This is a genomic window from Cognatundibacterium aquatile (genome assembly GCF_014699135.1).
In the GTDB taxonomy this organism is placed as follows: Bacteria; Pseudomonadota; Gammaproteobacteria; order Burkholderiales; family Burkholderiaceae_D; genus Undibacterium; species Undibacterium aquatile.
In genome coordinates, this window is record NZ_JACOFT010000001.1 from 530,559 (window position 1) to 555,771 (window position 25,213).

Consider the following 25,213-nt stretch of genomic DNA (forward strand, 5'->3'; position numbering starts at 1 on the left):
ATGCTGAACCAGATTGAGCCAGATTATTTCTGACGCAATCTGGCGGCTGCTTCACGCAGCATATTTTCGGTCGTGTTCCAGTCCACACAGGCATCGGTGACGGAACAGCCGTATTTCAGTTGCGATAAATCGGCAGGAATTGCCTGATTACCCGCGACGATATTCGATTCGATCATGACGCCGACGATAGCGTCATTGCCGTTGGCGATCTGGTTCACCACATCCGCCATCACCAGTGGTTGCAATTCCGGCTTTTTGAAGCTGTTGGCATGTGAGCAGTCAACCACGATGTTCGGCGGCAGTTTCGCTTTCACCAGTGCCTGCTGCGCCATCGCCACCGACACCGTGTCGTAGTTCGGACGATCACCGCCGCCACGCAACACGACATGGCCATATTGATTGCCGCTGGTGCGTACTATCGACACCTGACCCTGACTGTTGTAGCCGAGGAAGGAATGTGGATGCGAGGCGGACAGAATCGCATTGATCGCGATGCTGATGTCACCGTCAGTACCATTTTTGAAACCGACTGGTGTTGACAGACCGGACGACATTTCCCGGTGGGTCTGCGATTCTGTCGTACGTGCGCCAATTGCTGTCCAGGCGATCAGATCACCCAGGTATTGCGGTGAAATCGGGTCGAGTGCCTCGGTGCCGGTAGGCAAACCGAGCTCGCAGACGTCGAGTAAAAAGCGACGCGCTTTTTCCATGCCTTCATCGACACGGAAAGAATCATCCAGATACGGGTCGTTGATGTAACCTTTCCAGCCGGTCGTGGTGCGTGGTTTTTCAAAATAGACACGCATCACCAGCAACATCACATCGCTGACTTCTGCCTGCAACGCTTTCAGACGACGCGCGTAATCCAGACCCGCCACCGGATCGTGAATGGAGCAAGGGCCGACGACGACGAACAGACGTTTGTCTTTGCGATCAAGGATATTGCGCAGGGCTTCGCGGCTTTGTTCGACGACGTTACCTGCCGCTTCCGTGAGCGGCAAACGTGCATGCAGCTCTTCCGGCGCAGGCATGTGGTCAAACGAGACGATGTTGATATTTTCGAGTGCGGTAGTAGTCATGTTGGTGTCAGTAGTGAAAAACCTGGAGACTATTATGACTTAATTTGCTGCTCTGCCGCAAAACTTGCCTGTTTTCAGGGCAACGCGGTGTCGAGTGCGTGGCACAATAGTGCTTTGCACTTTTTGAAAATTGGCAATAACAATGCTTAGTCATGATCAGATTCAGGAGTTTCAGACTCAGGGTTTTTTAGTTTTACCAGGATTGGCAACGCCGGATTTTTGCGAACAAGTGATTCGCTTTGCAGAGCAACAATTAACGGACGACGTACAGCCCATAGAATATGAGGCGGATACCCGCTATCCCGGCGCACCGGCATCGCGCGAAGCCGAAGGTGGGCATACCGCACGCCGTTTGTTGCAGGCGTATGGGCGTGATTCTCTGCTGGCAACATGGGCGACAGGCGCGGCACTGGCGCAGCCATTGTTGCAATTACTTGGCAATGGTGCGCTGATGTCGCAAGCACATCACAATTGCATCATGACGAAACAGCCGCAGTATTCCACGGCAACTGGCTGGCACCGTGACAGCCGCTACTGGCATTTTGCGCGCGCCGAACTGATTTCAGCGTGGCTGGCCTTACGACATGAAACGGTGGAAAACGGATGTCTGCTGGTGATACCGGGATCGCATCAGCTTCAGATAGATGCATCGCAATTGGATGCGGCACAGTTTTTACGTGCTGATTTGCCGCAGAATCAAGCCTTGCTGGCACAGGCGAATCCAGTGGCTTTGCAGCAAGGTGATGTCTTGCTGTTTCACAGTAATCTGTTTCATGCGGCGGGAAAAAATCTGACCACCGCAGGAAAATTTTCTATGGTATTCACTTATCGGGATGCGGCAAATGTGCCGGAAGCAGGTTCGCGTTCGGCGAGTTTGCCTGAAATTCCTTTGTGATATAAAAAGTGTATAGTCAGCCTTTGCTGTGCTTCACAGTCCATTGCCAGATACCGTTGCAGAATGTTGTTACATGCATACATGCGGGCAATGGCTTCGTTTCACCTGTCATACAACCTGAGGAGACAACATGTTATCGAAAATGAAGCTGAGTCTGATGGCGGCAAGCCTGATTACTGGAATTGCGCAGGCACAAACACTGGAATTGCATTTTGTCGATGCGAGCGGCAATCTAGGTTCTGCTGGCAAAGTGACACTGGAAGATACTGCCTACGGTTTGCTGATGACACCGGATTTAACTGGTTTTCCAGCCGGTGTGCACGGTTTTCACGTACACGCGAATCCTTCTTGCGCACCAGCTGCAAATAATGGCGTCGCGACAGCGGCATTAGGCGCCGGAGGACATTGGGACCCGGAAAAATCAGGCGCGCATCTGGGGCCGTATGGCAAAGGACATAAAGGCGATTTACCAGCGTTGTACGTGAATGCGGATGGCAAGGCGAATTATCCTGTGCTGGCACCGCGTCTGAAGGCGGCCGATCTCAGTGGGCATGCGCTGATGGTGCATGCGGGTGGCGATAATCATAGCGATCATCCTGCAATGCTGGGCGGTGGCGGTGCACGTATGGCGTGTGGCGTGGTTCCGTAATTTCCAAGGGCATGAGCAGTTTCTTTTGTGTCGTGATTTGAAAACCTTGCGTCTGACGTGAGGTTTTTTTCTTCGTACTTCTTTTTAATGGTTTTTATGCTTCTGCGTTTTTGTTTATCTGTGTTGATTCTGGTGATATTCATTCATCCAGCGCAGGCTGCAACGACAACAGCGACGCCGGTGTTGCAAACCGTCACCGCTTGCGGCGATGATGTACCTCTGAAATTTGATGTGCTGCCAGCGGCCAACGCATCGCCGCCATACGCTGCGATGATAGTGGTACACGGCGGTAGCTGGCTCGGCGGTTCCCGTACGGATTTACACGGTTTGTTGCAGCAATTATCGCGTATGGGTTTTGTCGCTATGAGTGTGGATTACCGCCTGGCGCCCGCAGCACGGTTTCCGGCGCAGATAGAGGATGTGAAATGTGCGGTGCGCTGGTTACGCAGCCATGCAGTTGAGTATCAGATCAATCCCGAAAAAATTGGCGCATTTGGTGTTTCCGCCGGTGCGCATTTGCTTGCACTGGCAGCGGTCACGCCGGGGAAATGGGAAAACACAGGTGGTTATGCTGGTATCAGCAGTCAGTTGCGGTGTGCGGTTTTACATGCGCCGCCGCTGGATTTTGTCGATTGGTGGAAAACTGCCGACCCTGCAATACGCGGCCCCATGTCACCGCGGGTAATGTTGAAATCGCTGCTGGGTGAAGATTTCTCTGCATCGGCGAACATCTACCAAGACGCCAGTCCTGTCAGTTATATCCCGGCATCAAGCAAACTTAAAAATAAGCTGCCGTCATTATTGCTGTTGCAGGGCGAGCTGGATGCGACTGTACCTGTGCGGCAGGCAAGGGATTTTACAAAGAAAATGAAAGCAACTGGCGCATCGGTGGAGTTAATGACGATTGCCGATGCCGATCATTTCGCTTTTGGTTCTCAGGGACGCCAGGTGTCCGCAAAAATTCAGGAGTTTCTCGGAGCTTGTCTGAAATAAAAAAAGGCGCAACAGCGTGAGCTGTATGGCACGTATAGCGCCTTTCGTTTTCATCGCAATGGGCCCTGTATTACAGCTCTAAAGCGATGAGTTCCTGTATGGTCTGACGACGGCGGATTTGCGTGATTTTATCGCCATCGACCAGCACTTCCGGAATCAGCGGACGTGAATTGTAATTCGACGACATGCTGGCACCGTAAGCGCCGGTATCGTGAAAGACAAACAGATCTCCGATTTCGCAGGCGGGTAAATCCTGCGTTATCACGACGCCGCCGTCTTCCTGTGTGAACACATCACCGGATTCGCACAAAGGACCCGCCACCACGGTTGGCTTCAATGCGGTCGTGCGCGGTGTGCCGTCCGCGGTGTGGGCGGTGATGCGATGGAAACTGCCATACATCGCCGGGCGGGCAAGATCATTAAAGCCGGCGTCGACCAGTACAAAGAAATTACTGCCGACTTGTTTTTGCGCACGTAATTCCGAAATCAGGATGCCCGACTGTGCAACCAGAAAACGTCCCGGTTCAATTTCCATACTGATTTTGTGGCCGAGATGCGCTTCAATTTCTTTACGCGCTTTATCCCAGATCTGGAAATAATGATCGGTATCGACCACAGCTTCATCGCCACGATAAGGAATCGATAAGCCGCCGCCGATGGAGATCGCCTGTAAGTCACGATTTGCGGTTTTTACCTGCGCGATCATTGCATCGCAGACGCTTTGCAAGTGGTCGTAATCAACGCCTGAGCCTATATGCATGTGCAGACCCACCAGTTGCAAACCATACTGGTCAATGATCTTCAGTGCATCCGGCAATTCTTCAAACCAGATGCCGTGTTTGCTTTGTTCTCCGCCGGTATTGGTTTTGCGGCTGTGACCATGACCAAAACCGGGATTGATACGCAGCCAGACCGGATGCCCGCGATGTGCCTGTCCAAGCTGTTCCAGCATTTGTGGCGAACCGCAGTTAACGGGAATATTCAGTTCGACCACGCGTTTCAATGCATTGCGATCCAGCAGATCCGCTGTGAACACGATCGGTGCATGGGTCTGATCGGCATTGGCGGTTGGCGCATAACCGGCCGCCAGTGCCCGTTCAACCTCACCAAGAGAGACCGAGTCAACCATCACCCCTTGTTCGCGCATCAGGCGCAGCAGATGAATATTGCTGGAGGCTTTCTGAGCAAATCGGATCACGTCAAACTGTTTAAGGCGGGCGATTTGCTGGCGAATGATGCTGGCATCGTATGCCCAGCAAGGGGTGTGGAATTCTTTGGCGATCTGCGCGATCTGGGTGTTGCTGATAGTGGTCGTCATGATGATCTCTTGAACCTTACCGGGTTTAGTGTAAGCTCTACTTTAACAAGCGCTTCGTGATGCTTAAATAGGATTCCATAAGCAATTCAACCGTGATTGATGGAATTCAACGGAAAATTCTTTTGTCTCCTTATGAATCCCAAAATAGATAATTTTGATCAGAAAATCCTGAGTTTATTGCAACAGGATGCACGCATGTCGCATGCGGAAATTGGCCGTCAGGTGCATCTGAGTCAACCCGCCGTATCCGAACGCATCAAGCGTCTGGAGGCGGCTGAAGTCATACGTGGTTACCGTGCAGACGTGAATCCTAAGGCGCTCGGTTATCAGATTACAGCAATGATACGTTTATCGACGCAGCAGGGCAGACCTTACGCGCAGTATGTCGCATCTTGTCCAGAAATTATCGATTGTTATACGGTTACCGGCGAAGACGGTGCGGTGATGCGTGTGCTGGCAACTGACGTGGAGCATTTGCAGCGCATTATCAATGAGCTCAATGCCTTCGGATCGACATCAACGGCGATCGTGCTGACGACGCATGTTGCCGGAAAGACGATTACAGCACCTGTCCATGAAGGAGGCTGAGATGAAAAATAAGAGATTTTCCGGTAAGAGAGTTGCGTGTATCAAACGTATCGGCGCAGGATTGTTGGCTGGTAGCGTAAGCCTTCTGGCTGCCGCCGCAGAGCAGAACGATGCGCCGATCACACCGTATCGGCCATCGGTATCGAACTCGGCGCAATTGCCGTTTCCAGGTCAGCTCGAAGCGGAGTTCGGTATGTTATCCGGTAAATCGGGAGAAGCGAGGCGTGACTGCTTGCCTTCATTGTTGAAACTGGCTTTTTCCGAGCAGTGGGGCATCTTATTGGGCGGTGATCTGCGGGTGATGAATGATGATGGCGCGGGGGCGCGTGTGCGTGGCATGGGTGACGTGAATCTGGTGTTGAAGCGGGCGTTTGTGATCGACAGCGACACTGCTTTCGGATTGGAGCTGGGCGTGAAACTGCCAACCGCAAAACAAGCGATAGGTACAGAAAAACGCGATTACACCCTGAACGGTATTTACAGCAAAGACCTGGGCGACTGGCATCTGGATCTGAACGCGAATGTGACGAGAATGGGATGGGCAGATGACGGCGTATCGCGTTGGCAAACTGGTCTGTCTTCGGCTTTTTCATATAGCCTCAGCGAGGCTCTGGGTGTCACTGCTGAGTGGTCGGGAACTAAAAGTAAAGGCAGTCAGCCGCAAAATCAGATCTTGCTGGCGCTGACTTACAGCCCGAACAAACGTTTGACTTTTGATATAGGGTTGAGCAAAGGCATCAGCGCTACGGCCACTGATCGTGCTTTTTTTGCGGGCGTGGTTGTGCCGGTTGCCAGATTATTTTAGCTGCAGGAGTGCAGCCGTTTGATGAAGGTCAGACCGAGGGCAGTCAATCCGGCGCTACATGGATGACACGCTGCCGACATCACGCGTAAACCGTATAATGCCCGCTTATCTCTGAACTATTGAGGAAGTCCCATGTTGGCACCGTCTTCTCCACGTAAATTCGCTTTGTTTGCCGCTATCGCCGCAATCGCACTGGCTGTGCTTGGTTTTCTCTTTTACCAATCGGTCGCTGCCAAACCGGCGATGCCACAAGTGACGTTCACCAATCTGAAAGGCGACAAATTGACGACGCAGGATTTGCGCGGCAAAGTCGTTATGGTGAATTTCTGGGCGACTTCCTGTTCTACTTGTATCGCTGAGATGCCGCGAATGATAGAGACCTATAACAAGTACAACAAGCAAGGTCTGGAATTTGTTGCGGTGGCAATGAGCTACGATCCGCCGAATTATGTACTCAATTATGCTGAGACCCGGCAACTGCCATTTCACGTTGCACTGGATGTGCAGGGCAAGTTGGCGCAGGCTTTCGGCGATGTAAAGCTGACGCCGACTACCTATGTTATCGACAAGCAGGGCAATGTTTTAAAACGTTATGTCGGTGAGCCTTCATTCACTGAATTGCATGGTTTGTTGGAAAAAGCTTTAGCTGGTTGATCTTCATCTGAGACACAGCTCAGGACAAACGGCGCTGTCTGTATCGGTATGCTTTGGCTGCGGCAATCAGGCCGATACAAAACAGAGCCGCTGCGGCGCTGGTCAGCACTTCGGGTAAAGCCGGTTGCCCGAAGTGAAACAGTGCACTGATCGCCGGTATGCTTAGCGCCAGAAGCAAGATTGCTGAGGCCGTAGCGACCACCCACCACAATGCCGGATTTGGCAAACGCAGACTGTGGATGATGTCTGACGACACGCTGCGATGAATAAAAATCAAACCGATATTTCCTATCACCATTGCCGTGAACGCCAGGGCGCGGGCTTCTCCGGTATTTGGATAATGCTGCAATGCATACCCATAGATACCAAGCACCGTCAGTAGTAACGCCGTGCCATGTAACAAGCCGGTACGCAGTACTGCAGCATCAAAAATACTGGCGTTGACGGAACGCGGTGGTCTGTGCATGACATCGGGCTCTTCCGATTCCGCCTCGAACACCAGTGAACAGGTCGGGTCAATAATCAGTTGCAACACCATAATATGCACGGGCATAAGCACCAGCGGCCAGCCTGCGAGCACCGGAATCAGCGACATGCCGATCACCGGAATGTGCACAGCAATGATGAAACGAATGGTTTTGCGTAAATTATCGAAGATGCGCCGTCCTGAGCGTATGGTCGCCACGATCGCTGTAAAGTCGTCATCAAGTAATACCAGTGCAGCCGACTCACGCGCTACATCGGTGCCGCGCTTGCCCATGGCGATACCGATATGGGCGGCCTTTAATGCAGGCGCATCATTGACGCCATCACCGGTCATCGCGACGATCTCTCCATTCTTTTTCAGCACGTTGACCAGTCTTAGTTTTTGCTCTGGCGATACGCGGCAAAAGATACCCGTTGTCTTGATGCGTTGGCTGAGTTCGGCATCGTCAATCGCAGTTAATTCGGCGCCGGTCATGATGCCGGAGGATGTTGCAAAGCCACATTGTTGAGCGATGTTTTGCGCGGTAGCAGGATAGTCGCCGGTAATCATGATGACTCTGATGCCAGCAGTCTGGCAATCCTGTATCGCCGCGGGTACGCCAGCGCGGATCGGGTCGGCGAGCGCGATCAGGCCGATGAACTCAAACTCGAAATCATGCTGGATAGGCGGCAGTTTTTTATCTGTATTTTCAGTTGCAGACAGTGATACCGGGCTGAATTGCGCTTTGGCGACGCCAAGTACGCGTAATCCTTGCTTCGCCAGCAGATCGACTTCCTTGTGCAATGCGTTTATTTGCTCAACGCTGAGATGACAAAGATCGGCAATCGCTTCGGGCGCGCCTTTGCTGGCGATCACAAAATGTGCCTGATCGGCCGATTGCCATACGCGTGACATCGCCAGTAATTCTTTTGAGAGCGGATATTCATCAACCAGCGTCCAGCTATCGTGCAGATGTTCGGTTTGCCCCAACATTGATTTTCCGAATTCCTGAATCGCCACTTCCATAGGATCAAATGGCGAGCGATGACTGGCCAGAATCGCGTATTCCAGTACTTCGTGAAACTCTTCTTCCAGTACCTGTGGCTGCTTCGCATCGGGCGCGGTACAGCAATAGTGGCTGCCTTGCGCAAACAGGCGCGCAACGGCCATTTTGTTTTGTGTCAGCGTGCCGGTTTTATCGACGCACAGCACCGTTGTTTCACCGAGCATCTCAATCGCCGGTACGCGGCGGGTCAACACTCTTTGTCGGGCAATTCTCCAGGCACCGAGTCCCAGAAAAAGAGCCAGCACGACGGGTAATTCTTCCGGAATCAGCGCCATGGCAAATGTGATGCCAACCAGAATCCCGTTCAGCCAGTCGTGGCGACTGATGCCATAGAAAATGGTCAGCAGCAGTGCGACAGCCAGACTGGCAAAGGCGATCATTTTGACGACTTTGTCCATCTCAGTCTGCACGCGCGTTGGTTCCTGTTGCACGCTGGCCAGAGCTTGTCCGATTTTTCCTATCGCCGTGCGGCTGCCAGTCGCCATCACGCGCGCAATGCCGTTGCCTTGCACCACTAGTGATCCGGAAAACACAAAAGGCATGTGTTCGCCGCCAGCTTGTCCCATTGTGAGCGGCGCCGGCTTTGCCACTGTTTTTCCGACAGCTAAAGATTCACCGGTCAGCAAGGATTCGTCCACGCTCATATTCATGCTCGAAACTAATATGGCGTCAGCAGCGACACGATCACCTTCTGACAAAACCAACAGATCACCGCAAACGACGTCCCGGCTGGCGATGTTTTGCTGTCTGCCGTCGCGTATCACGATGGCTCGTGGGCTGGATAAGTCACGCAGTGCTTCGAGTGCACGTTCGGTTTTATGTTCCTGAAACAGACTGATGCTGACGATGATCAGGATAAAAAATACCAGTACGACAGCGCCGTGTGTATCGCCAAGAATCAGATAGACACCACCACAGGCAAACAGCAACAGCAGCATGGGCTCACTGATGACTTTCCATATCATATTGGCGATGTTGCGCGGTCTGGCGGAGGGTAATTCATTGGCGCCCTCTGCCGTCAGCCGGGCGGCGGCTTCCGTAGCGCTAAGACCGGTCATTGCGTTCACTTCGGATACCATGTACTGAACCTTTTCACGTGAGCTGGCAGGTGAGGAGTATGCAAAAAACACATGCTCATAGTAGCAAACAAACTCGCCAGATAAGCTTGTGCAAGAGCAAGTCCGGCGACTGATTTGCAATGGCTTGCAAGCGACTGTCGCATTATGAAGCGTCGCAATGGACTGAGATCCGGTGCTTATTAGTCGAAAATATTATAGAAAAAAATTTCTAGACAAAAGTTTCTAGAACATTTATTCTGCATTCATTCCTGATTTCGAAGTTATTCATGAACTCCGTTCCTAAATCTGTATCGTCCACATCCGCCATCCCCAAGCCCACAGCCTCGGAGCTGAATTTGCTTAAGATACTGTGGCAGCAGGGCCCGATGAATGCCAAACAGGTACATGAGGCTGCCCATGCGGAACGTCCTGACCTCGCCTATGCGACGGTATTGCGCCATCTGCAAATCATGCATGGGAAGGGTATTTTGACCCGCGATGAACGCCAGCGATCGCACGTATATGCACCGTCACAAGAACAAGACTCACTGCAAACTAATCTGCTCAAGGATCTGATACAGAAAGTCTTTGCCGGTTCTGGCAAGGCGCTGGTACTGGCAGCCCTACGTGGTCATGTCAGCGCCGCAGAACGCAAAGAGATAGAGCAAATTCTGCAGGAAGAAAAGAAATCATGATATCCGCAGACATCATGACGCGCAGCATGAGTGAGGTATTGGGCTGGCCTTTACTCAATTTCGTCTGGCAGGGCGCTTTGATCGCCAGCATCAGCGCTATCCTGTTTGCGCTATGCCGCAATGCCCGCCCGCATTTACGTTATCTGATTGCCTGTATCGCCATGTTGCTGTGCCTGTTATGGCCATTGCTGAGCATTGTCCAGCAATGGCAGGCGCCTCAAACGCTCAGTCTGGAGGCGGCATTACAACTGGCAACAAACACGGCCATCGCTCTGGATCTGGTGTGGATAAAAGAAAGCGCTTTTGTTGCGGGAATCGGCGCCTGCCTGCCCTTTATCGTCAGTGTCTGGAGTCTCGGCGTCGCGATCATGATGCTACGCCTTGGGCTGGGTTTGCTATGGGTACACAAGCTGGGAGCGCAGCATGCGACGGGCACCTTAGCTGACGCGTCATCAACATGGCAGTGTCGCGCCAATCGACTGGCGCACAAATTTGGTATCCAACGTCAGGTAACGCTGCAATTTCGCCAGCAATTATTCAGCCCCATTACTTACGGTTGTTTCAAACCGGTGATACTCATGCCTGCGTCGCTGCTGAGCGGTATGTCATACGACATGATAGAAGCCTTGCTGGCACACGAGCTTGGTCATATCAAACGCTGGGATTACGCCGTCAATTTATTGCAAAATCTGGTCTTGTCTTTGTTGTTCTACCATCCTGCTGTCTGGTGGTTGTCACGGCGCATCAATACAGAAAGAGAATTGATTGCCGATGACCTTGCAATCAGTGCCGTTGGTCACGCCCGCCCTTTGGCGTGTGCATTGCAAGCGCTGGATAAACTCGAGTCAGGTGTGCTTTACCGGCCCGGGCTCGCTGCGAATGGCGGTGACCTGCTGTCACGTATCAGACACCTGATACGTCCTGACGCGCAACCATGGCACTGGAAAATGGCGAGCCCCGTATTGGGTATCGGAATGGCATTGCTGCTGTTGATGCAGATGCCGATGATGGCAACGGCGGATATGACTATGCCAGAACGTCCTGCCGTGCCGACCGCAATCGATGGTAATGTCAGCAACGCCAATACTGTAAACAACGCTGCTAACAACGCTGCACCTCGCAGAACAGTATATGTCCGCACCCAGTCTGAACATGTGCTTGTGATGGACGAGCAAACCGGGCAGGTATTGATGGACAAAGATGCGGACGCGATTGTGCCTATCGCCTCTATCTCCAAACTGATGACGGCCATGCTGATTGTCGACGCAGGTTTAGATCGACAGGAAAAAATCACCATCACAAAAGACGATGCTGCAGTCTGGAATACCCGTCAGATCATGCTGAAGCCCGGTCAGGTACTGACGCGGCAAAGCTTGCTGGAACTGGCGCTGACCGCCTCCAGCAATATCGCTGCCAAGGCGCTGGCCAGGACTTATCCCGGTGGCGAGCCTGCATTTATCGATGCCGCACAAAAGAAAATAAGTCAGCTCAAGCTACAGCAAACACAATTGGTCGAAGCGACCGGTATTTCAAGCCAGAATCGCTCCAGTGCTAAAGACATTGCCAGACTGGTGATGGCTGCGGCTGCGTATCCTGAGTTAAGCCGCCAGAGCAGCCGTAGCGAAGGTGCTGTTTTCATCGACGGCACGCTGCAAAAATACCAGAGTAGCAATGCCCTGACGGCCAACCAGGATTGGAACATCAGTCTGTCCAAAACTGGCTATTCCAAAGCGGCTGGTCGCTGTCTGGCCATGCGTATGAATATCGGAGGTAAGCCTGTCGTCATGGTATTACTGAATGCCAGAAACCTTGATGCGCGCGATGGTGATGTGATGAATATACGGGCTGCCATGCTACCGACCACAGCCAGCTAAGCAGGTTTTAGTCAGTCAGGTTCGCTGGCTGACGCTATCTCCCCCCATGTCTTACATATTGCGCCCCGAGCGGTGCAAGGACAGGGCACGTCCACACACAACAAAAGAAAGACACACCATGCAATTTACACGTGAAATTTTCAGCAGTCAGTTGCCGCGACTAAAGGTGCTGGCTGTGGCTGTCTTCAGCCTGTTCGTCAGTAAAGCTACGTTCGCGCAAGCGACCAGCCAGCAAGTCGACATCACCGGAAAAACAACGGCAGTACGCGAGCGCCAGGACGACATCGGCATGCGCAGCATTTATGGTCGTGACGAGATAGAAAAATACGGCGATACCAATCTTAGCGAAGTGCTGAAACGTTTGCCCGGCATCAGCATCAGCGAAGGCGCGGGAAAAGCGTCTGAAATACGTATGCGTGGCTTAGGCAATGGTTATACCCAGATACTGCTCAATGGTCAGGCCACGCCCAGCGGTTTTTCCATCGATAACATTGCTCCCGATTTGATAGAAAAAATCGAGGTCATGCGCGTCGCCAGTGCTGATATGAGCGCCCAAAGCATCGCAGGCATCATTAACATTGTCCTCAAGAAAAAGAGCAGCAAACAGGCGAGCGAATTTAAGGCCAATGCCAGCCTGCAAGCAAACAGGTTGTCTGGTAATGTGTCCTGGAGCCTTGGGGCGCAGGCTCCGGAAGAATGGGGTGATATTTCTTACGTCTTAGCTGGAAATGCCGAAAGCAATACCAATGATGTCAACATCAGCCTGGCGGAAAACGTCGCGGTTTTTCAGCCTGCAAATGGACAATGGCAAACACAAATCCGCAGGCAACTACAACAGTCGCAGCAAAACCGTAAAGATGGCTTGAATTTATCGCCTCGCATCCAATGGAAAATCAATGCAGAAAACAGTCTGAACTGGCAAGGCAACATTAACGCCAGCAGACTGGAACAAGCAAAGCATGAGCAAGACGACAGTGATACGACAGACTTCCCGACGAACAATAGTCTCTGGGCGGCGCATGTGCTGACATCGCGCAATGATCTCAGTTGGGAACGTCGTCTCGATGATAGCGCCAAACTCAACATTAACTTTGGATGGAACAGGCTGGAACGTGACGCAAAATTCAAGTTCTGGGGTAAAGATAGTCAGGCGAATTTGCAGGAAATACGCTACGTCAACGGTGCTGCGCTGGAAAATGAATATCGCCTGTCAGGTAAATATCTTGCGCCGTATTCGGCTGACCACGTTGTCAGTCTGGGCTGGGAAGTCAGCCACGCCTTGCGCAATGAAAATCGCCTTGAACGCGATGTACAGGTAAGCGATAGCAGCGTGATCAGCGATGCGCATTTCTACCAGGCGCGCATCAATAAATTCGCTGCCTACATACAGGATGAATGGCGTATCAATAAAACCTGGTCGGCTTATCTGGGCTTGCGTTGGGAGCGCATTACCAGCGGCAGTAAAGAGTTGCTCGCAGCTGACGGGTTTGATTTCAATAATGTTGCGACCATGGCCAGTCCCATATTGCAAGCCGTCTGGAAGCAGACAGAACAGACGCAGTGGCGGCTTGCAATGAACCGCAGCTTTAAATTACCCAGCGTTGCCAATCTGGTGCCGCGCCGTTTTCGCGTCGATAACAACAATACTCCGCTTAATGCAGACTTTCAGGGGAATCCACAACTGCGCCCTGAACGTGCGTGGGGTCTTGAGCTGGCGTATGAACATTATTTTGGTAGCACCAGCCTGATCAGTGCGAATCTGTACCGGCGTCAGATTGACGACATTATCATGGAGCAGCTTAGCCAGAGCGGCGGCAGCTGGCTGAATGTGTTGAGCAATCATGGCCGCGCCAGCGTGATGGGTCTGGAAATCGAAGTGAAAACAAAGTTAGCAGAATTATCCAGTCGTTTCCCCGACATGGAATTGCGCGCAACGCTCAACCGCAATTGGTCAAGGCTGAACAATGTTCCTGGTCCCGATAATCACTTATCGCAACAAGTGCCTTTGCTGATCAGCACAGGGGCAGATTATCAGCTGCTGCCTCGTTTGCGTATCGGTGGGGACTATCATTTTCAGGCCAGCAATACTACGCGTGAATCAGAATATATGCGGGTTCATCGCAACCCAAAACGTCATCTTGATCTCTATCTGGCCTGGAAGCAAAACCCTCAGAGCCAGCTACGAATGTCTATCAGCAATGTGCTGCAACAGGACAGCGTCGATAGTGACACTTACACCACGCCGACCGCGCGCTGGAGCGACAATAGTCGTCAGCAATCAGCGCGCACATGGCGTTTGGCGTGGGAGCTTAAGTTGTGACCTTGTCTGACAGAGCCTGGAAGCCAGGGATTGATCAGAGCTTTTTCACCAGCACACAGCCAATGGAATAGCCAGCACCAAACGAGCAGATTACGCCCACGCTACCGGCGGTCAGATCATCCTGATATTTGTGGAACGCGATAATCGAACCGGCAGAGGATGTATTGGCGTAAGTGTCGAGTATCGTCGGTGATTCTTCAGGCGTTGCGTCGCGACCCAGTATCATGCGGGAAATCAGCAAGTTCATATTCAAATTTGCCTGATGCAGCCAGAAGCGTTTGACGTCTTGCAAAGGGACACCAGTTGATTCGATAGTGGAAGTGATCGTCGCTGCCGCCATCGGGCACACATCTTTGAATACTTTACGACCTTGCTGGCGGAACAATTTGTCTGGTTTGCCGATGCCAGACTCGTCGGCACGGTTCAGGAAACCGAAATTGTTACGGATGTTATTGGAGAACTGAGTTTTCAGTTTCAGGCCAAGGATTTCAAACTGGTGTTTTGATGTTGCCAGATCAGCGCGCTCCAACAAAATGGCAGTACAGCCGTCACCAAAAATAAAGTGGCTGTCGCGGTCACGCCAGTTCAAATGACCACTGGTGATTTCCGGGCTGACGACCAGCACCGCACGGGCTTGTCCGCTTTGGATCGCACTGACCGCGGCCTGAATACCAAACGTCGCAGAAGAGCAGGCGACGTTCATGTCAAAGCCGTAACCGTCAATACCGAGTGCATTCTGAATTTCGACGGCCATCGCCGGATACGCACGTTGCATATTCGATGCGGCGCAGATGACAGCATCAACATCTGCCGCTGTGCGACCAGCACGCTCCAGCGCCTGATGGCAAGCGGCCATCGCAATTTCACACATCACAGAAGGCTCGTCATCGCTGCGCTCAGGAATGCGCGGCACCATGCGGTTGACATCCAGAATGCCATCTTTGTTGATGACGTAGCGTGATTTGATGCCAGATGCTTTTTCTATGAAGGCGACCGAAGATTCTTCGAGTGCTGTGACTTCACCGGCGGCGATGGCGGCGGCGTTTTCCTGATTGAATTTCTGTACGTAGGCGTTAAAACAGACGATCAGTTCTTCGTTGGAGATGGATTCGGAAGGTGTGTAAAGGCCGGTGCCGCTGATGACTACTTTGTTCATCGTTTTCTTTCTTATGCTGGGTGCCGTGTTTCCGCTACGGAATATTGTGCCGGGCGCATGGTGTGCGCTACACCGGTGACGATAATCGGAATATGAGGGATAGCGGCGCCCTAATGTTGGTCATGTGAATGCGTTGTAAGCGCGACGTTGTCGCCCAATTTTACACAAAACTCCGTCAAATTTATCCGATTAGCGATAGAAATAGAGTTTTTATGCTAGCCAGTAGGGTAAAAAATGAATCAAAAACAAGCATTTAACTGTGGCGGAAGGGAGCAGTCAACTCGGATGACAGGATGAAGTACTGCGTACACGGTGCTTCATCCTCTCGCAAAATCAGGTGGTCAACTGATTTTTATGGTGCAGTAAATGGTCTTCGATAAAGCTGCTGATGAAGTAGTACCCGTGATCATAGTCTGCATGCCGACGCAAAGTCAGTGGTTGCCCTGCTTTTTCGCAGGCGGTTGCGAATAAATGCGGGTGTAACTGACTGGCCAGAAACTGATCTGCCTCGCCCTGGTCGATCAGTATGCCTTGTGGAAAAGGTGCCAGCGTTTGTTGTGCCATCAACAGGCTGGCGTCATGCTTTGCCCAGACGGCATTATCCTTACCGAGATAGCCCTGAAACGCTTTCTGTCCCCATGCACATTCGGTCGGCGCGGCGATCGGTGCAAAAGCCGACAGACTTTTGTAAATGCCGGGGTGGCGCAAGGCCAGTGTCAGTGCGCCATGTCCCCCCATGGAATGCCCCATGATGCCGAGGCGTTCTGTGTCGATGGGTAAGAACTGGGTCAGGAGCGCACGCAGTTCATGGACGATGTAGCTTTCCATGCGGTAGTGCGCACTCCACGGTGCTTCGATGGCATCCAGATAAAAGCCCGCACCGACGCCGAAATCCCAGGCCTCGCTGTCACCGGGAATATTCGCACCACGCGGACTGGTATCCGGCGTGATCAGAATCAGCCCTTCACGCGCAGCGACGCGTTGCGCTCCGGCTTTGATCATGAAGGTTTCTTCGGTGCAGGTCAGACCTGCCAGAAAAAAAATCGCCGGACATGCTGCGCCTGTCAGTGCCTGCGGTGGAAGAAAAACTGAAAAGCGCATCGGCAGTCCGATTTCTGTGGATGCATGGCGATAAAACTGCTGGAGTCCGCCAAAACACGCGTGTTGGCTCAGCAGTTCCACACCTTCAGACAGCGCCTTTATCGTGACGTCCGCCATCATCAGTACAGCACAACAGAACGGATGGATTCGCCGCTCTTCATCAGATCAAAACCTTCATTGATCCGTTCCAGCGGCAGGCGATGGGTAATCAGATCGTCGATATTCAGTTTGCCTTCCATGTACCAGTCAACGATTTTCGGCACATCGGTGCGGCCACGGGCACCGCCGAAGGCGGAGCCTTTCCATTCGCGTCCCGTCACCAGCTGGAACGGACGGGTGCTGATTTCTGCACCGGCTTCCGCCACGCCGATGATGAAGGATTGTCCCCAGCCTTTGTGGCAGCATTCAAGCGCTTGGCGCATGACCTTGGTATTGCCTATGCATTCAAACGAATAATCGACACCGCCATCCGTCAGTTGCGTGATGTGATCCACCACGTTTTCAACTTCATTCGGATTCACAAAGTGCGTCATGCCAAATTTACGTGCCATTTCCTGCCGTTTAGGGTTGATATCGACACCGATAATTTTGTCTGCACCGACCATTTTGGCGGCCTGAATCACGTTCAGACCAATACCGCCCAGACCGAAGACGGCGACATTCGCACCGGCTTCCACTTTCGCGCTGAATACGACAGCACCGACACCGGTGGTCACGCCGCAGCCGATGTAGCAGATTTTGTCGAATGGTGCATCTTCGCGGACTTTGGCGACGGCAATTTCCGGCACGACGATGTAGTTAGAGAATGTCGAGGTGCCCATGTAGTGGAACAGCGGTTGGCCATTCAGCGAAAAGCGCGATGTGGCATCTGGCATCAGACCGCGACCCTGAGTCGAGCGGATAGCCTGACAAAGATTGGTTTTGCGCGACAGACAAAATTTGCATTGACGGCATTCTGGCGTGTACAACGGAATCACATGATCGCCTTTGCGCACGCTGGTGACACCCGGGCCGGTATCAACAATGATGCCGGCACCTTCATGGCCCAGAATCGCCGGAAACAGGCCTTCAGGATCGGCGCCGGACAGCGTGTAGTAATCGGTGTGGCAGATACCGGTGGCCTTGACTTCGATCAGGACTTCACCTGCGCGCGGCCCTTGCAGATCGACTTCTTCGATGGTCAATGGTGCTCCGGCTTTCCAGGCAATGGCGGCTTTGGTTTTCATGTTAATCCTTTAAGGAGAGAACGCCGGGAATGGCGCTCTTCAGATGATGTGATGCCGCAGATTGTCGTGGATAGCACGCGCGCTTGCATCGCTTATCGCGTAGTGTGGCGTAAAACAGCTGAAGAATGGCTGAAAATGACGGGCGTCCTGATCGCGTTTATCATGTCGTTGTTAATTTAGCCGGATGTGTTTGATGAAATCAGAAAAGCACCACTTGCCGAGAACCGTGGATATTGTGATTTATCCCGGTTTTAAATCACTGGAAGCCATCGGTCCTATGTCCGTTTTTGAATATGCGAATATTCATTTGCAGCGAAAGGGCAAGCCTGCGGCATATGACGTAAAAATTGCCGCCGCTCAGATTGGCATGGTGCGTTCCGATACGCTGATGTGTCTGGATGCGACCAAGGCGTTGAATACGTTGGCGCTGCCTGACGACGCGATTATCGTCGGCTCTCGCAATATCAATGCTGCGTTGGTCGAAAACCCGGCAATCATTGACTGGGTGTCGGCGGCCGCACCCAAAATCAATCGGCTGGCGGCTTTGTGTTCCGGTGCATTTTTTCTGGCGCAAGCGGGGCTGCTGGATCGCAAACATGCGACGACGCACTGGAGCGTTGCCGCACAATTACAGCAGGATTTCCCGGCGGTTCAGGTGGATGCGGATGCAATTTTTATCCGCAGCGGCAATCTCTGGACCTCTGCCGGTGTTACTGCAGGGATTGACCTGGCACTCGCATTTGTTGAAGCCGATTGCGGCCATGCGCTCGCGCTGGAAGTCGCGAGCGACATGGTCGTGTATCTGAAGCGGCCGGGTGGGCAATCCCAGTTCAGTACGCATTTATTGAGTCAGAAAACAGCGCAATCGAATATCCGCGATGTGCAGCAGTGGATTATGGCGAATCTGCATCAACGCTTACCAGTTGCGCAATTGGCTAAGATGGCGGGGATGAGTCTGCGCAATTTCAGTCGCCTGTTTCATCAGGAAGTCGGCGTCAGCACTCTGGAGTTTATTGAAGCGGCGCGGGTCGAATTTGCCTGTCAATTATTGGCAGACAATGCGGAAAAAAATGCGCCCGTTAAAGCCATTGCAGCGCGTTGCGGCTTTTCCAGCGACGATCATTTGCGTCGCGTATTTCAAAAACGTTTGTGTTGTTCGCCGACAGATTATCGCGCCCGACTGCGTGCGACGAAGTGATCACATCGCCATATAACGCCCCGGGCGGTGATTCAGACTGATCGCCAGATTCAGCGCAAAAGCACCGAGTATTGAGGCTGCCAATGCGAGCGGTGTGACGACAGCAAGTGACGCCAGCACGATGACGAAGTCCAGCCCCATTTGTATTTTTCCGGCACGGATACCGCGTGTCTGTTGCAGGTACAGCGCCAGAATATTAATTCCACCAAGGCTGGCCTGATGGCGGAACAAAACGATAAATCCAACGCCCATCAGTAAGCCACCAATCAGCGCGACATAAAACGGCGTCAGCATATTCACATCGACCAGATGTACCAGTTTAGGATGCAGCCCCGAGAATAAAGAGACAAGGGCGACCGAGCAAAAGGTCTTGAGTGTAAAACGCCAGCCCATACGTTTGAGAGCGAGCCAGTAAAACGGCAGATTCACCAGAAAGAAGACAGAGCCGAATGACAAGCTTGTGCGGTAATGAATCAGGAATGCCAGCCCAGCTGTGCCGCCGGTCAGTAACCCAGCCTGATTGAAGAGCGCAATCCCTAGCGAGACAAATAACGTGCCGGTCAGAATCGCCAGCACGTCTTCCAGCAAACTGTGCGGAATAAAGCGTTTGGATGGTGTGGGCTGCGTTGACATGATGGGAAGCGTAGGAACCGGAAAGGACGCTTATTGTACCTGTTGATCAGGCTCTCGCAGCAGTGTCATGAAGGCGGATAACTGCTGCGAGCCGGATACTTGAGTTGTATCAATAACAGACCCAGACGAGACGCCTTAATGTTGCTGATCGCGTTGTTCTGGCGCTTGATTTTCCGGGTGTTGCTCTTTGCCCGGAAAGAAAAAATCTCTGCCACCGGAACGGAACCTGCGCCACAACAAATGCACCAGGGTACTACCGCGACCAAAGCTGACGCGGCGCGAACGCAGCGCAACCAGCATTGCCAGACTGAAACTGACGCCAAGATTGACGATGCCGATCAACAAGATGCCCAGCAATGAATACAGTGCCAGTTGCCAGCTGATATGGTGATCCAGACCGACCAGCGCAAAAGCAAAATTGGCACTGGAAAAAGTGATGTGGCGAATATCAACCGGCAGCCCGAAGAAAACGCCTAACTGACCTATCGTGCCTAGCATGATGCCGAAGAAGAAATTTCCGGCCAGTGCGCCCAGATTGTCACCGATGTAATCAGTGATGCGGTGCAGACGTTCTTCACCGAATATTTTTCTTGGCCAGGCAAGTTGGCGTAAGCGGGCGGGGATATGCCCATAACTGGCTTTATTATCGTAGTAGCCTGAAATTAATCCCGATAAAAATAAGCAGACGCCGGCAATCGCGGCGTGCGGCAGCGCGAGGCTATTGAGCGGATCAAGATCGTGCAGCAGATATTCGGCTTTTTCCGGTGAGACCAAATGGCTGCCGGTCATCCAAAGCCAGACCCACGCAATGACGTAGGCCGTCGGTATCGCTAAGCCGATATTGCCTATGATGGCAATGAACTGTGAGCGGAAGACGCGTACGATCAGCTCGACCAGCTCATCGAGCTTTTGTTTGCCTTCGTCGATCGCACGGGCGATCAGCGCGGCAGTCATCGCCGGTTGTTTGGTCGCAATCGTAAAATGCAGTACATGTACCAACATGAAACCCGTTGAATAATTCAGACTGAAGAGAACCGCATACCCAAATGGGGCAAGTGCTAATTTACTGAACAGGATTTTTATCGTTGCCATGAAGCCGACGATAAAGCCAGCACCGAGTGCCGAGCGCAGCATCGCCATCCATTCATTGCGATTATTGGTCACATAATGTTCCCCGCTTTTCCCGGCGCGTTCTGTCACTTGCAGCGATAGTAATTCGGTGTTGGTCTGCATCAGGTCGGTCAGGCTGTGACGTTTGTTGTCGGCACTGACGAGTTCTTTGAATAAGCGTATGGCTATTGAGGACACTTCGTTGGCGTCCGTGCTGTCGAGTAAATCCAGCAGACTGCGTAACCTGTGCATGCTTTGCGTCAGGCGCAACAGCAAGCGGGTCAGGCTGACAGAAACCCCTGCGACAGCTGCGGTTTTCCGTATCCGGTTGACGATATCATCACACTGCGACAACAAGACTTCGATATGTTTATTGTCTTCACGTGCTGTTGTGCAGTCGTTTAACCACGTGCGATAGCTGATCACGTAATTGTTGATCTCGTCATTTTGCCGGAGAAACGGCGACTCGAATCTTTCGATCTCAGGATAATTGCGTACCAGCTCTGCTTCCAGTCCGATATTGGTTATCCGGTATGACAATACCTGTACGGCGCTCAGAATTTCGTTGGTTAACGCCGCATGTGCTTGTCGTGCTTTTGAGGTACGAAAACCGATACTGTCGATCAGATCTTGCCAGGTACTTTCATCCAACTCGTTGACCCAAATGTGATCGGAAGGGTGATCAAAGATTTGCCCGAAAATGTCTTTCACATAATCATTGTTGACTAACGGTGGCAGAAATTTATTGATCAGTCTTTGCCAGGCAGCACCCCAGAAGCCGTTGTTCAAGGTGATGCCGGTGTCCGTCAGTAAATGGACCAGAGTGCGGGTGCTGATGACTTGCAGCACGTATTCGCGCAGCGCCTTGCGCCATGCCGGATGCTGGCGTAACACAAAGCACAGCGCGCGTATGTTATCGGTGGCTCTTTGCTTGTCGGTTGCTTGCCGTGGCCGTATTTGTGCCACTAAGCGGCGCAGCGGGCTGATGTCGTTATATGCAGGTGTTAATGCAAGGCTGGACTTTATTTCTGCCAGAATCATATCGAAAGACATTTGATTCTCCTTAATTTTTTTGCTGACAACTTGTAGCGTACTTTGCACGATTTGTCATGTTGCCGGGTTCATCTCTTGCTATTCGCGATGAACGCAGGGCTATGGAGGAGGAAGATGCCGGTACCGGCTGCTGGTTCAATACTTGAATGAACCGGCTTTACCTGTGAGGTGTGACAAGATGGACCGGGAAAAACCAGGAAAAGTTCCATTTTTTGTGTGACTCACAGGCATTTGCATGCAAATGGTTGCAAACTAGTCTAAAGTAATGCCGTGTTCGTAACTAAGGTTTCGTGTTGGATAATTTATTGTTAGTGATAGCTGCGCTGTTACTGGTGTTGTTAAACGGTTTTTTTGTGGCAGCCGAATTTGGACTGGTGAAGTTGCGCCAGACCCGAATTCGCAGTATTGCCAAATCTTCGGGCTTGCGTGGCAAATTATTAGTCACGGTACATCAGCATCTCGATACTTATCTTTCTGCCTGCCAGCTTGGTATTACGCTCGCCTCACTCGGGTTGGGCTGGATAGGCGAACCTGCGTTTGCAAATTTATTGCAACCTTTGTTCCACGTTTTGGGCGTGACTTCGGTTGAAATTATTCACGGTGTTTCCTTCTTTTTTGCTTTTTTCGTCATTTCTTTCCTGCATATTGTGGTGGGCGAACTGGCACCGAAATCGATGGCAATTCGTATGCCAGAAAAAGTGTCTTTGTGGACGGCTCCCGCTTTATATGCATTCTACTGGCTGATGTACCCGGTAATTTGGGTGCTCAACAGTAGTGCGAATCTGGTACTGAAATGGGTGGGGCTGGATGTTGCGCATGGCGGCGATAGCCATTATTCACCGGAAGAATTGAAGCTGATTTTGCGCGGCAGTCATGGCGGCAGCAAAGAAATACGCGATGAATGGAGCATCATGGCGCAGGTGCTCGATTTCGGCGGGTTGGAAATTTCTGATCTGATGCGCCCGATTAATGAAGTCGTGGCGATGTACAAAAGCGCCAGCCTGGAAGAAAACATGGAGACGGCAGCACGTAACCGTTTCAGCCGCTATCCGTATTTTGATGAAGATGAAAAAACGGTACTGGGTATGTTGCATCTGAAGGATTTATTTCTGGCGCAGCAATCCGGCAAACCGCTGGATGATCTGAGTAAACATTTGCGTCAGGTAGAATTTGTGCCGCCGAATATGCCTGCTCTGGAGTTGTTCCGTCGCTTTCGTAAAGGCGCACCGCATTTCGCGATAGTCGGACATAAAGGCAGTAAGCCAGTCGGTTTCTTAACGCTGGATAACTTGCTGGGCGCGTTGGTTGGTCAGATTCGCGATGAATTCCGGCAGAATGAAAACGACTGGACATTGCTGGATGATGGCACACTGATAGGAAAAGGTAGCTTGCCCTTGTACACGCTGGGCATGGCATTGCGCTTTGATCTCGATAGTGATGAAGTCGAATCGATCGGTGGTTTGATCATGCAGAAATTAGGTGACTTGCCGGTCGAAGGACAGAAAGTGGAGTTCGACCGTTTTGACGCCGTGGTCAAAAAGATGAATGGTCCACGCATCGTCCTAGTCAGGATTTACCCTAAAAAAGAGCTTGCCGTATCGTGATACGCGTCGCATCAGCAGGCTGTGACGTGCTGATGCGAAGTCGGATACAGTAGGAAATTCAGTCGCCGAGACAGATATTCAGGTCGCGCGCAGTCTGCACAATATCACCATTCAGCGGCACACTTTTCATCCGTCCTGCCACTTCTTCCAGTGCGACATAATTCACATCCGGATATGCCAGTGCCACCATGATGCCGGAATGCCCTTCATCTAATGCCCGGACTGCAGCAGCACCAAAGCGCATTGCAGAAACGCGGTCGAAGGCGCTCGGACTACCGCCGCGTAATAGATGACCGAGCACAACGGCGCGGGTTTCTTTCCCGGTTTTTCTCTGTAATTCTTGCGCCAGGTTTTCGCCTATACCACCCAGTCTTTCCACATAGCCGGCTCCCGCTTTTTCATGCAGTACGCGTTCGCCGCCCAATGGGTTCGCACCTTCGGCCACGATAACGATGGAATAGTGATGGCCGGCGCGGTCTCTGGCGGTCAGGTGGGTAGCCAGCTTTTCAATATCGTAAGGAATTTCCGGTATCAGGATCGCGTGCGCATTTGCAGAAATACCCGTATGTAATGCGATCCAGCCGGCATAACGTCCCATGACCTCGACCACCATAATCCGTTGATGACTACCGGCAGTGCTGTGCAGGCGGTCTGTGCATTCGGTTGCAAAGGCGACGGCGGTGTCAAAGCCAAATGTGGTAAAGGTTTTATCGAGATCGTTATCGATGGTTTTCGGAATGCCAACGACGCGCATTCCTTGTTGATGAAGCACATTGGCAATCGTTAATGTGCCGTCGCCGCCGATGCAGACTAAGGCATCAATATCCATTGCCTTCAGCGCGGCATGTATTTCCCCGCTGCGGTCGGTTTCTGTCACGCTGCCGTCTGGCATGGTGGTGGCGAACTTAAGAGGATTCCCATGATTGGTGGTTCCCAGTATTGTTCCGCCAAGATGACCGATATGATCGACTTGTGTCATCGTTAGTTTGGTAATGCCATCAACCGGATAGCGATCCGGTCGTAATATGCCATTAAAGCCTTCGCGGATACCGAAGCATTCCCAGCCGCGTTTTTCAGCGGCAAAAACGACAGAACGTATGACGGCGTTTAAACCCGGGGCATCGCCACCACCGGTGCTGATGGCAATACGTCGTATAGGATGTGACATGAATTTCCTCTGTGATACCAATGAAGCGGATCAGATTGCGCTCAGGTCACTATTTGCCTCTGATTGATCCCAGCAAAGCTGCTTGCGCATCAAGTTGTCGGGCCACATTGCCGCAGACCAGATCACATAAGTCATAGACGGATTGATCGGCGATCTGGTAGAACACCGTTGTGCCACGACTCTGACGTTCAACCAGTCCGTGTTTTGCCAGCGTCGATAAATGGCGTGAGGCATTCGCCTGAGAGCATTGGCAGCGTTCCGCCAGTTCACCAACATTCAGTTCGCCATCGCGCAGACAATTCAGAATGCGCAAACGCGTTGGCTCTGCCAACGCTGAGAAATACTGCGCGACTTGCGTCAACGCCTGATCTGACAAGCCTTCCATCACAGTAGCAAGCTCCGCTTCTAAAGCGACAATCATACCATTTCAATGCGCGATGCAGGTGTCCATCAAGAGAAGCGGATGCCAGCGCCGACTCTTAGAGTTCAGCATGAAAGCACAGT

At 52.1% G+C, this 25,213-nt stretch carries 21 protein-coding genes; 11 read left to right on the forward strand and 10 right to left on the reverse strand.

Annotation, left to right across the window (positions count from 1 at the left end; translation table 11 throughout):
- Positions 1–23: 23 nt before the first annotated feature.
- On the reverse strand, positions 24–1,079 hold the full coding sequence (locus tag H8K26_RS02375; RefSeq protein WP_190477084.1) for a 3-deoxy-7-phosphoheptulonate synthase: 1,056 nt from the start codon (positions 1,077–1,079) through the stop codon (positions 24–26).
- Between the two features lie 142 nt (positions 1,080–1,221).
- Here H8K26_RS02375 and H8K26_RS02380 point away from each other — a divergent pair, with 142 nt between their 5' ends.
- The 3 genes from H8K26_RS02380 to H8K26_RS02390 all read left to right on the forward strand — a co-directional run bounded on the left by H8K26_RS02380 (position 1,222) and on the right by H8K26_RS02390 (position 3,616).
- The gene (locus tag H8K26_RS02380) at positions 1,222–1,974 is read left to right on the forward strand and encodes a phytanoyl-CoA dioxygenase family protein (RefSeq protein ID WP_190477085.1); all 753 of its coding nucleotides are present in this window, start codon (positions 1,222–1,224) and stop codon (positions 1,972–1,974) included.
- 130 nt (positions 1,975–2,104) lie between these two features.
- Positions 2,105–2,623 (forward strand): superoxide dismutase [Cu-Zn] SodC, encoded by a 519-nt coding sequence (gene sodC, locus H8K26_RS02385; protein WP_390365986.1) that lies wholly within the window; start codon positions 2,105–2,107, stop codon positions 2,621–2,623.
- 96 nt (positions 2,624–2,719) lie between these two features.
- A complete protein-coding gene (locus H8K26_RS02390; RefSeq protein WP_190477088.1) occupies positions 2,720–3,616 on the forward strand; it encodes an alpha/beta hydrolase in 897 nt (298 codons plus the stop codon).
- 70 nt (positions 3,617–3,686) lie between these two features.
- On the opposite strand, the gene lysA is transcribed toward H8K26_RS02390, so the two are convergent.
- On the reverse strand, positions 3,687–4,934 hold the full coding sequence (gene lysA / locus H8K26_RS02395) for a diaminopimelate decarboxylase (RefSeq protein ID WP_190477089.1): 1,248 nt from the start codon (positions 4,932–4,934) through the stop codon (positions 3,687–3,689).
- A gap of 132 nt (positions 4,935–5,066) precedes the next feature.
- Here lysA and H8K26_RS02400 point away from each other — a divergent pair, with 132 nt between their 5' ends.
- The 3 genes from H8K26_RS02400 to H8K26_RS02410 all read left to right on the forward strand — a co-directional run bounded on the left by H8K26_RS02400 (position 5,067) and on the right by H8K26_RS02410 (position 6,981).
- Positions 5,067–5,522, forward strand: coding sequence for an Lrp/AsnC family transcriptional regulator (locus H8K26_RS02400; RefSeq protein WP_186886100.1), 456 nt, complete (start codon positions 5,067–5,069; stop codon positions 5,520–5,522).
- A gap of 1 nt (position 5,523) precedes the next feature.
- Positions 5,524–6,327, forward strand: a complete 804-nt coding sequence (locus H8K26_RS02405; RefSeq protein WP_190477091.1) for a transporter — start codon at positions 5,524–5,526, stop codon at positions 6,325–6,327.
- A gap of 132 nt (positions 6,328–6,459) precedes the next feature.
- Entirely contained in the window at positions 6,460–6,981 is a 522-nt protein-coding gene (locus tag H8K26_RS02410) for a TlpA family protein disulfide reductase (protein ID WP_186896256.1), read from the forward strand.
- Positions 6,982–7,000: 19 nt separating this feature from the next.
- Here H8K26_RS02410 and H8K26_RS02415 read toward each other — a convergent pair whose 3' ends face one another.
- Positions 7,001–9,592: a cation-translocating P-type ATPase gene (locus tag H8K26_RS02415; protein WP_190477093.1), complete on the reverse strand. Its 2,592-nt coding sequence runs from the start codon at positions 9,590–9,592 to the stop codon at positions 7,001–7,003.
- 266 nt (positions 9,593–9,858) lie between these two features.
- Here H8K26_RS02415 and H8K26_RS02420 point away from each other — a divergent pair, with 266 nt between their 5' ends.
- The 3 genes from H8K26_RS02420 to H8K26_RS02430 all read left to right on the forward strand — a co-directional run bounded on the left by H8K26_RS02420 (position 9,859) and on the right by H8K26_RS02430 (position 14,460).
- Positions 9,859–10,266, forward strand: a complete 408-nt coding sequence (locus H8K26_RS02420) for a BlaI/MecI/CopY family transcriptional regulator (RefSeq protein WP_190477095.1) — start codon at positions 9,859–9,861, stop codon at positions 10,264–10,266.
- Positions 10,263–12,140 (forward strand): M56 family metallopeptidase, encoded by a 1,878-nt coding sequence (locus tag H8K26_RS02425; RefSeq protein WP_190477097.1) that lies wholly within the window; start codon positions 10,263–10,265, stop codon positions 12,138–12,140. The genes H8K26_RS02420 and H8K26_RS02425 overlap by 4 nt, the downstream gene beginning before the upstream one ends.
- A 118-nt stretch (positions 12,141–12,258) precedes the next feature.
- Complete coding sequence (locus H8K26_RS02430) at positions 12,259–14,460, forward strand: TonB-dependent receptor plug domain-containing protein (protein ID WP_190477099.1); 2,202 nt, start codon at positions 12,259–12,261, stop codon at positions 14,458–14,460.
- Between the two features lie 34 nt (positions 14,461–14,494).
- Here the strand turns inward: H8K26_RS02430 and H8K26_RS02435 are convergent, their stop codons facing one another.
- From H8K26_RS02435 to H8K26_RS02445, 3 genes are all read right to left on the reverse strand, one after another.
- Entirely contained in the window at positions 14,495–15,616 is a 1,122-nt protein-coding gene (locus tag H8K26_RS02435) for a beta-ketoacyl-ACP synthase III (RefSeq protein WP_186896261.1), read from the reverse strand.
- Positions 15,617–15,949: 333 nt separating this feature from the next.
- Positions 15,950–16,837 (reverse strand): S-formylglutathione hydrolase, encoded by an 888-nt coding sequence (gene fghA, locus H8K26_RS02440; RefSeq protein ID WP_317889234.1) that lies wholly within the window; start codon positions 16,835–16,837, stop codon positions 15,950–15,952.
- Entirely contained in the window at positions 16,837–17,943 is a 1,107-nt protein-coding gene (locus H8K26_RS02445) for an S-(hydroxymethyl)glutathione dehydrogenase/class III alcohol dehydrogenase (RefSeq protein ID WP_190477101.1), read from the reverse strand. The genes fghA and H8K26_RS02445 overlap by 1 nt, the downstream gene beginning before the upstream one ends.
- A 193-nt stretch (positions 17,944–18,136) precedes the next feature.
- Here H8K26_RS02445 and H8K26_RS02450 point away from each other — a divergent pair, with 193 nt between their 5' ends.
- A complete protein-coding gene (locus tag H8K26_RS02450) occupies positions 18,137–19,141 on the forward strand; it encodes a GlxA family transcriptional regulator (RefSeq protein WP_190477103.1) in 1,005 nt (334 codons plus the stop codon).
- Here H8K26_RS02450 and H8K26_RS02455 read toward each other — a convergent pair whose 3' ends face one another.
- Both H8K26_RS02455 and H8K26_RS02460 read right to left on the reverse strand, forming a co-directional pair.
- Positions 19,142–19,774 (reverse strand): YitT family protein, encoded by a 633-nt coding sequence (locus H8K26_RS02455; RefSeq protein WP_190477105.1) that lies wholly within the window; start codon positions 19,772–19,774, stop codon positions 19,142–19,144.
- Between the two features lie 135 nt (positions 19,775–19,909).
- Positions 19,910–21,937, reverse strand: coding sequence for a site-specific recombinase (locus H8K26_RS02460; RefSeq protein ID WP_190477107.1), 2,028 nt, complete (start codon positions 21,935–21,937; stop codon positions 19,910–19,912).
- Between the two features lie 293 nt (positions 21,938–22,230).
- On the opposite strand from H8K26_RS02460, the gene H8K26_RS02465 reads away from it, so the two are divergent.
- The gene (locus H8K26_RS02465) at positions 22,231–23,541 is read left to right on the forward strand and encodes a hemolysin family protein (RefSeq protein ID WP_190477628.1); all 1,311 of its coding nucleotides are present in this window, start codon (positions 22,231–22,233) and stop codon (positions 23,539–23,541) included.
- Positions 23,542–23,599: 58 nt separating this feature from the next.
- On the opposite strand, the gene H8K26_RS02470 is transcribed toward H8K26_RS02465, so the two are convergent.
- Together H8K26_RS02470 and H8K26_RS02475 are read right to left on the reverse strand one after the other, a co-directional pair.
- A complete protein-coding gene (locus tag H8K26_RS02470; protein WP_190477109.1) occupies positions 23,600–24,709 on the reverse strand; it encodes a 6-phosphofructokinase in 1,110 nt (369 codons plus the stop codon).
- A gap of 49 nt (positions 24,710–24,758) precedes the next feature.
- Positions 24,759–25,094, reverse strand: a complete 336-nt coding sequence (locus H8K26_RS02475; RefSeq protein WP_186886138.1) for an ArsR/SmtB family transcription factor — start codon at positions 25,092–25,094, stop codon at positions 24,759–24,761.
- Between the last annotated feature and the right edge of the window lie 119 nt (positions 25,095–25,213).

Bases quoted from the DNA above. Each gene is read 5' to 3' on its own strand.
- H8K26_RS02375 (WP_190477084.1), bottom strand. From the start codon at position 1,079: ATGACTACTACCGCACTCGAAAATATCAACATCGTCTCGTTTGACCAC.
- H8K26_RS02380 (WP_190477085.1), top strand. From the start codon at position 1,222: ATGCTTAGTCATGATCAGATTCAGGAGTTTCAGACTCAGGGTTTTTTA.
- sodC (WP_390365986.1), top strand. From the start codon at position 2,105: ATGTTATCGAAAATGAAGCTGAGTCTGATGGCGGCAAGCCTGATTACT.
- H8K26_RS02390 (WP_190477088.1), top strand. From the start codon at position 2,720: ATGCTTCTGCGTTTTTGTTTATCTGTGTTGATTCTGGTGATATTCATT.
- lysA (WP_190477089.1), bottom strand. From the start codon at position 4,934: ATGACGACCACTATCAGCAACACCCAGATCGCGCAGATCGCCAAAGAA.
- H8K26_RS02400 (WP_186886100.1), top strand. From the start codon at position 5,067: ATGAATCCCAAAATAGATAATTTTGATCAGAAAATCCTGAGTTTATTG.
- H8K26_RS02405 (WP_190477091.1), top strand. From the start codon at position 5,524: ATGAAAAATAAGAGATTTTCCGGTAAGAGAGTTGCGTGTATCAAACGT.
- H8K26_RS02410 (WP_186896256.1), top strand. From the start codon at position 6,460: ATGTTGGCACCGTCTTCTCCACGTAAATTCGCTTTGTTTGCCGCTATC.
- H8K26_RS02415 (WP_190477093.1), bottom strand. From the start codon at position 9,592: ATGGTATCCGAAGTGAACGCAATGACCGGTCTTAGCGCTACGGAAGCC.
- H8K26_RS02420 (WP_190477095.1), top strand. From the start codon at position 9,859: ATGAACTCCGTTCCTAAATCTGTATCGTCCACATCCGCCATCCCCAAG.
- H8K26_RS02425 (WP_190477097.1), top strand. From the start codon at position 10,263: ATGATATCCGCAGACATCATGACGCGCAGCATGAGTGAGGTATTGGGC.
- H8K26_RS02430 (WP_190477099.1), top strand. From the start codon at position 12,259: ATGCAATTTACACGTGAAATTTTCAGCAGTCAGTTGCCGCGACTAAAG.
- H8K26_RS02435 (WP_186896261.1), bottom strand. From the start codon at position 15,616: ATGAACAAAGTAGTCATCAGCGGCACCGGCCTTTACACACCTTCCGAA.
- fghA (WP_317889234.1), bottom strand. From the start codon at position 16,837: ATGATGGCGGACGTCACGATAAAGGCGCTGTCTGAAGGTGTGGAACTG.
- H8K26_RS02445 (WP_190477101.1), bottom strand. From the start codon at position 17,943: ATGAAAACCAAAGCCGCCATTGCCTGGAAAGCCGGAGCACCATTGACC.
- H8K26_RS02450 (WP_190477103.1), top strand. From the start codon at position 18,137: ATGAAATCAGAAAAGCACCACTTGCCGAGAACCGTGGATATTGTGATT.
- H8K26_RS02455 (WP_190477105.1), bottom strand. From the start codon at position 19,774: ATGTCAACGCAGCCCACACCATCCAAACGCTTTATTCCGCACAGTTTG.
- H8K26_RS02460 (WP_190477107.1), bottom strand. From the start codon at position 21,937: ATGTCTTTCGATATGATTCTGGCAGAAATAAAGTCCAGCCTTGCATTA.
- H8K26_RS02470 (WP_190477109.1), bottom strand. From the start codon at position 24,709: ATGTCACATCCTATACGACGTATTGCCATCAGCACCGGTGGTGGCGAT.
- H8K26_RS02475 (WP_186886138.1), bottom strand. From the start codon at position 25,094: ATGGAAGGCTTGTCAGATCAGGCGTTGACGCAAGTCGCGCAGTATTTC.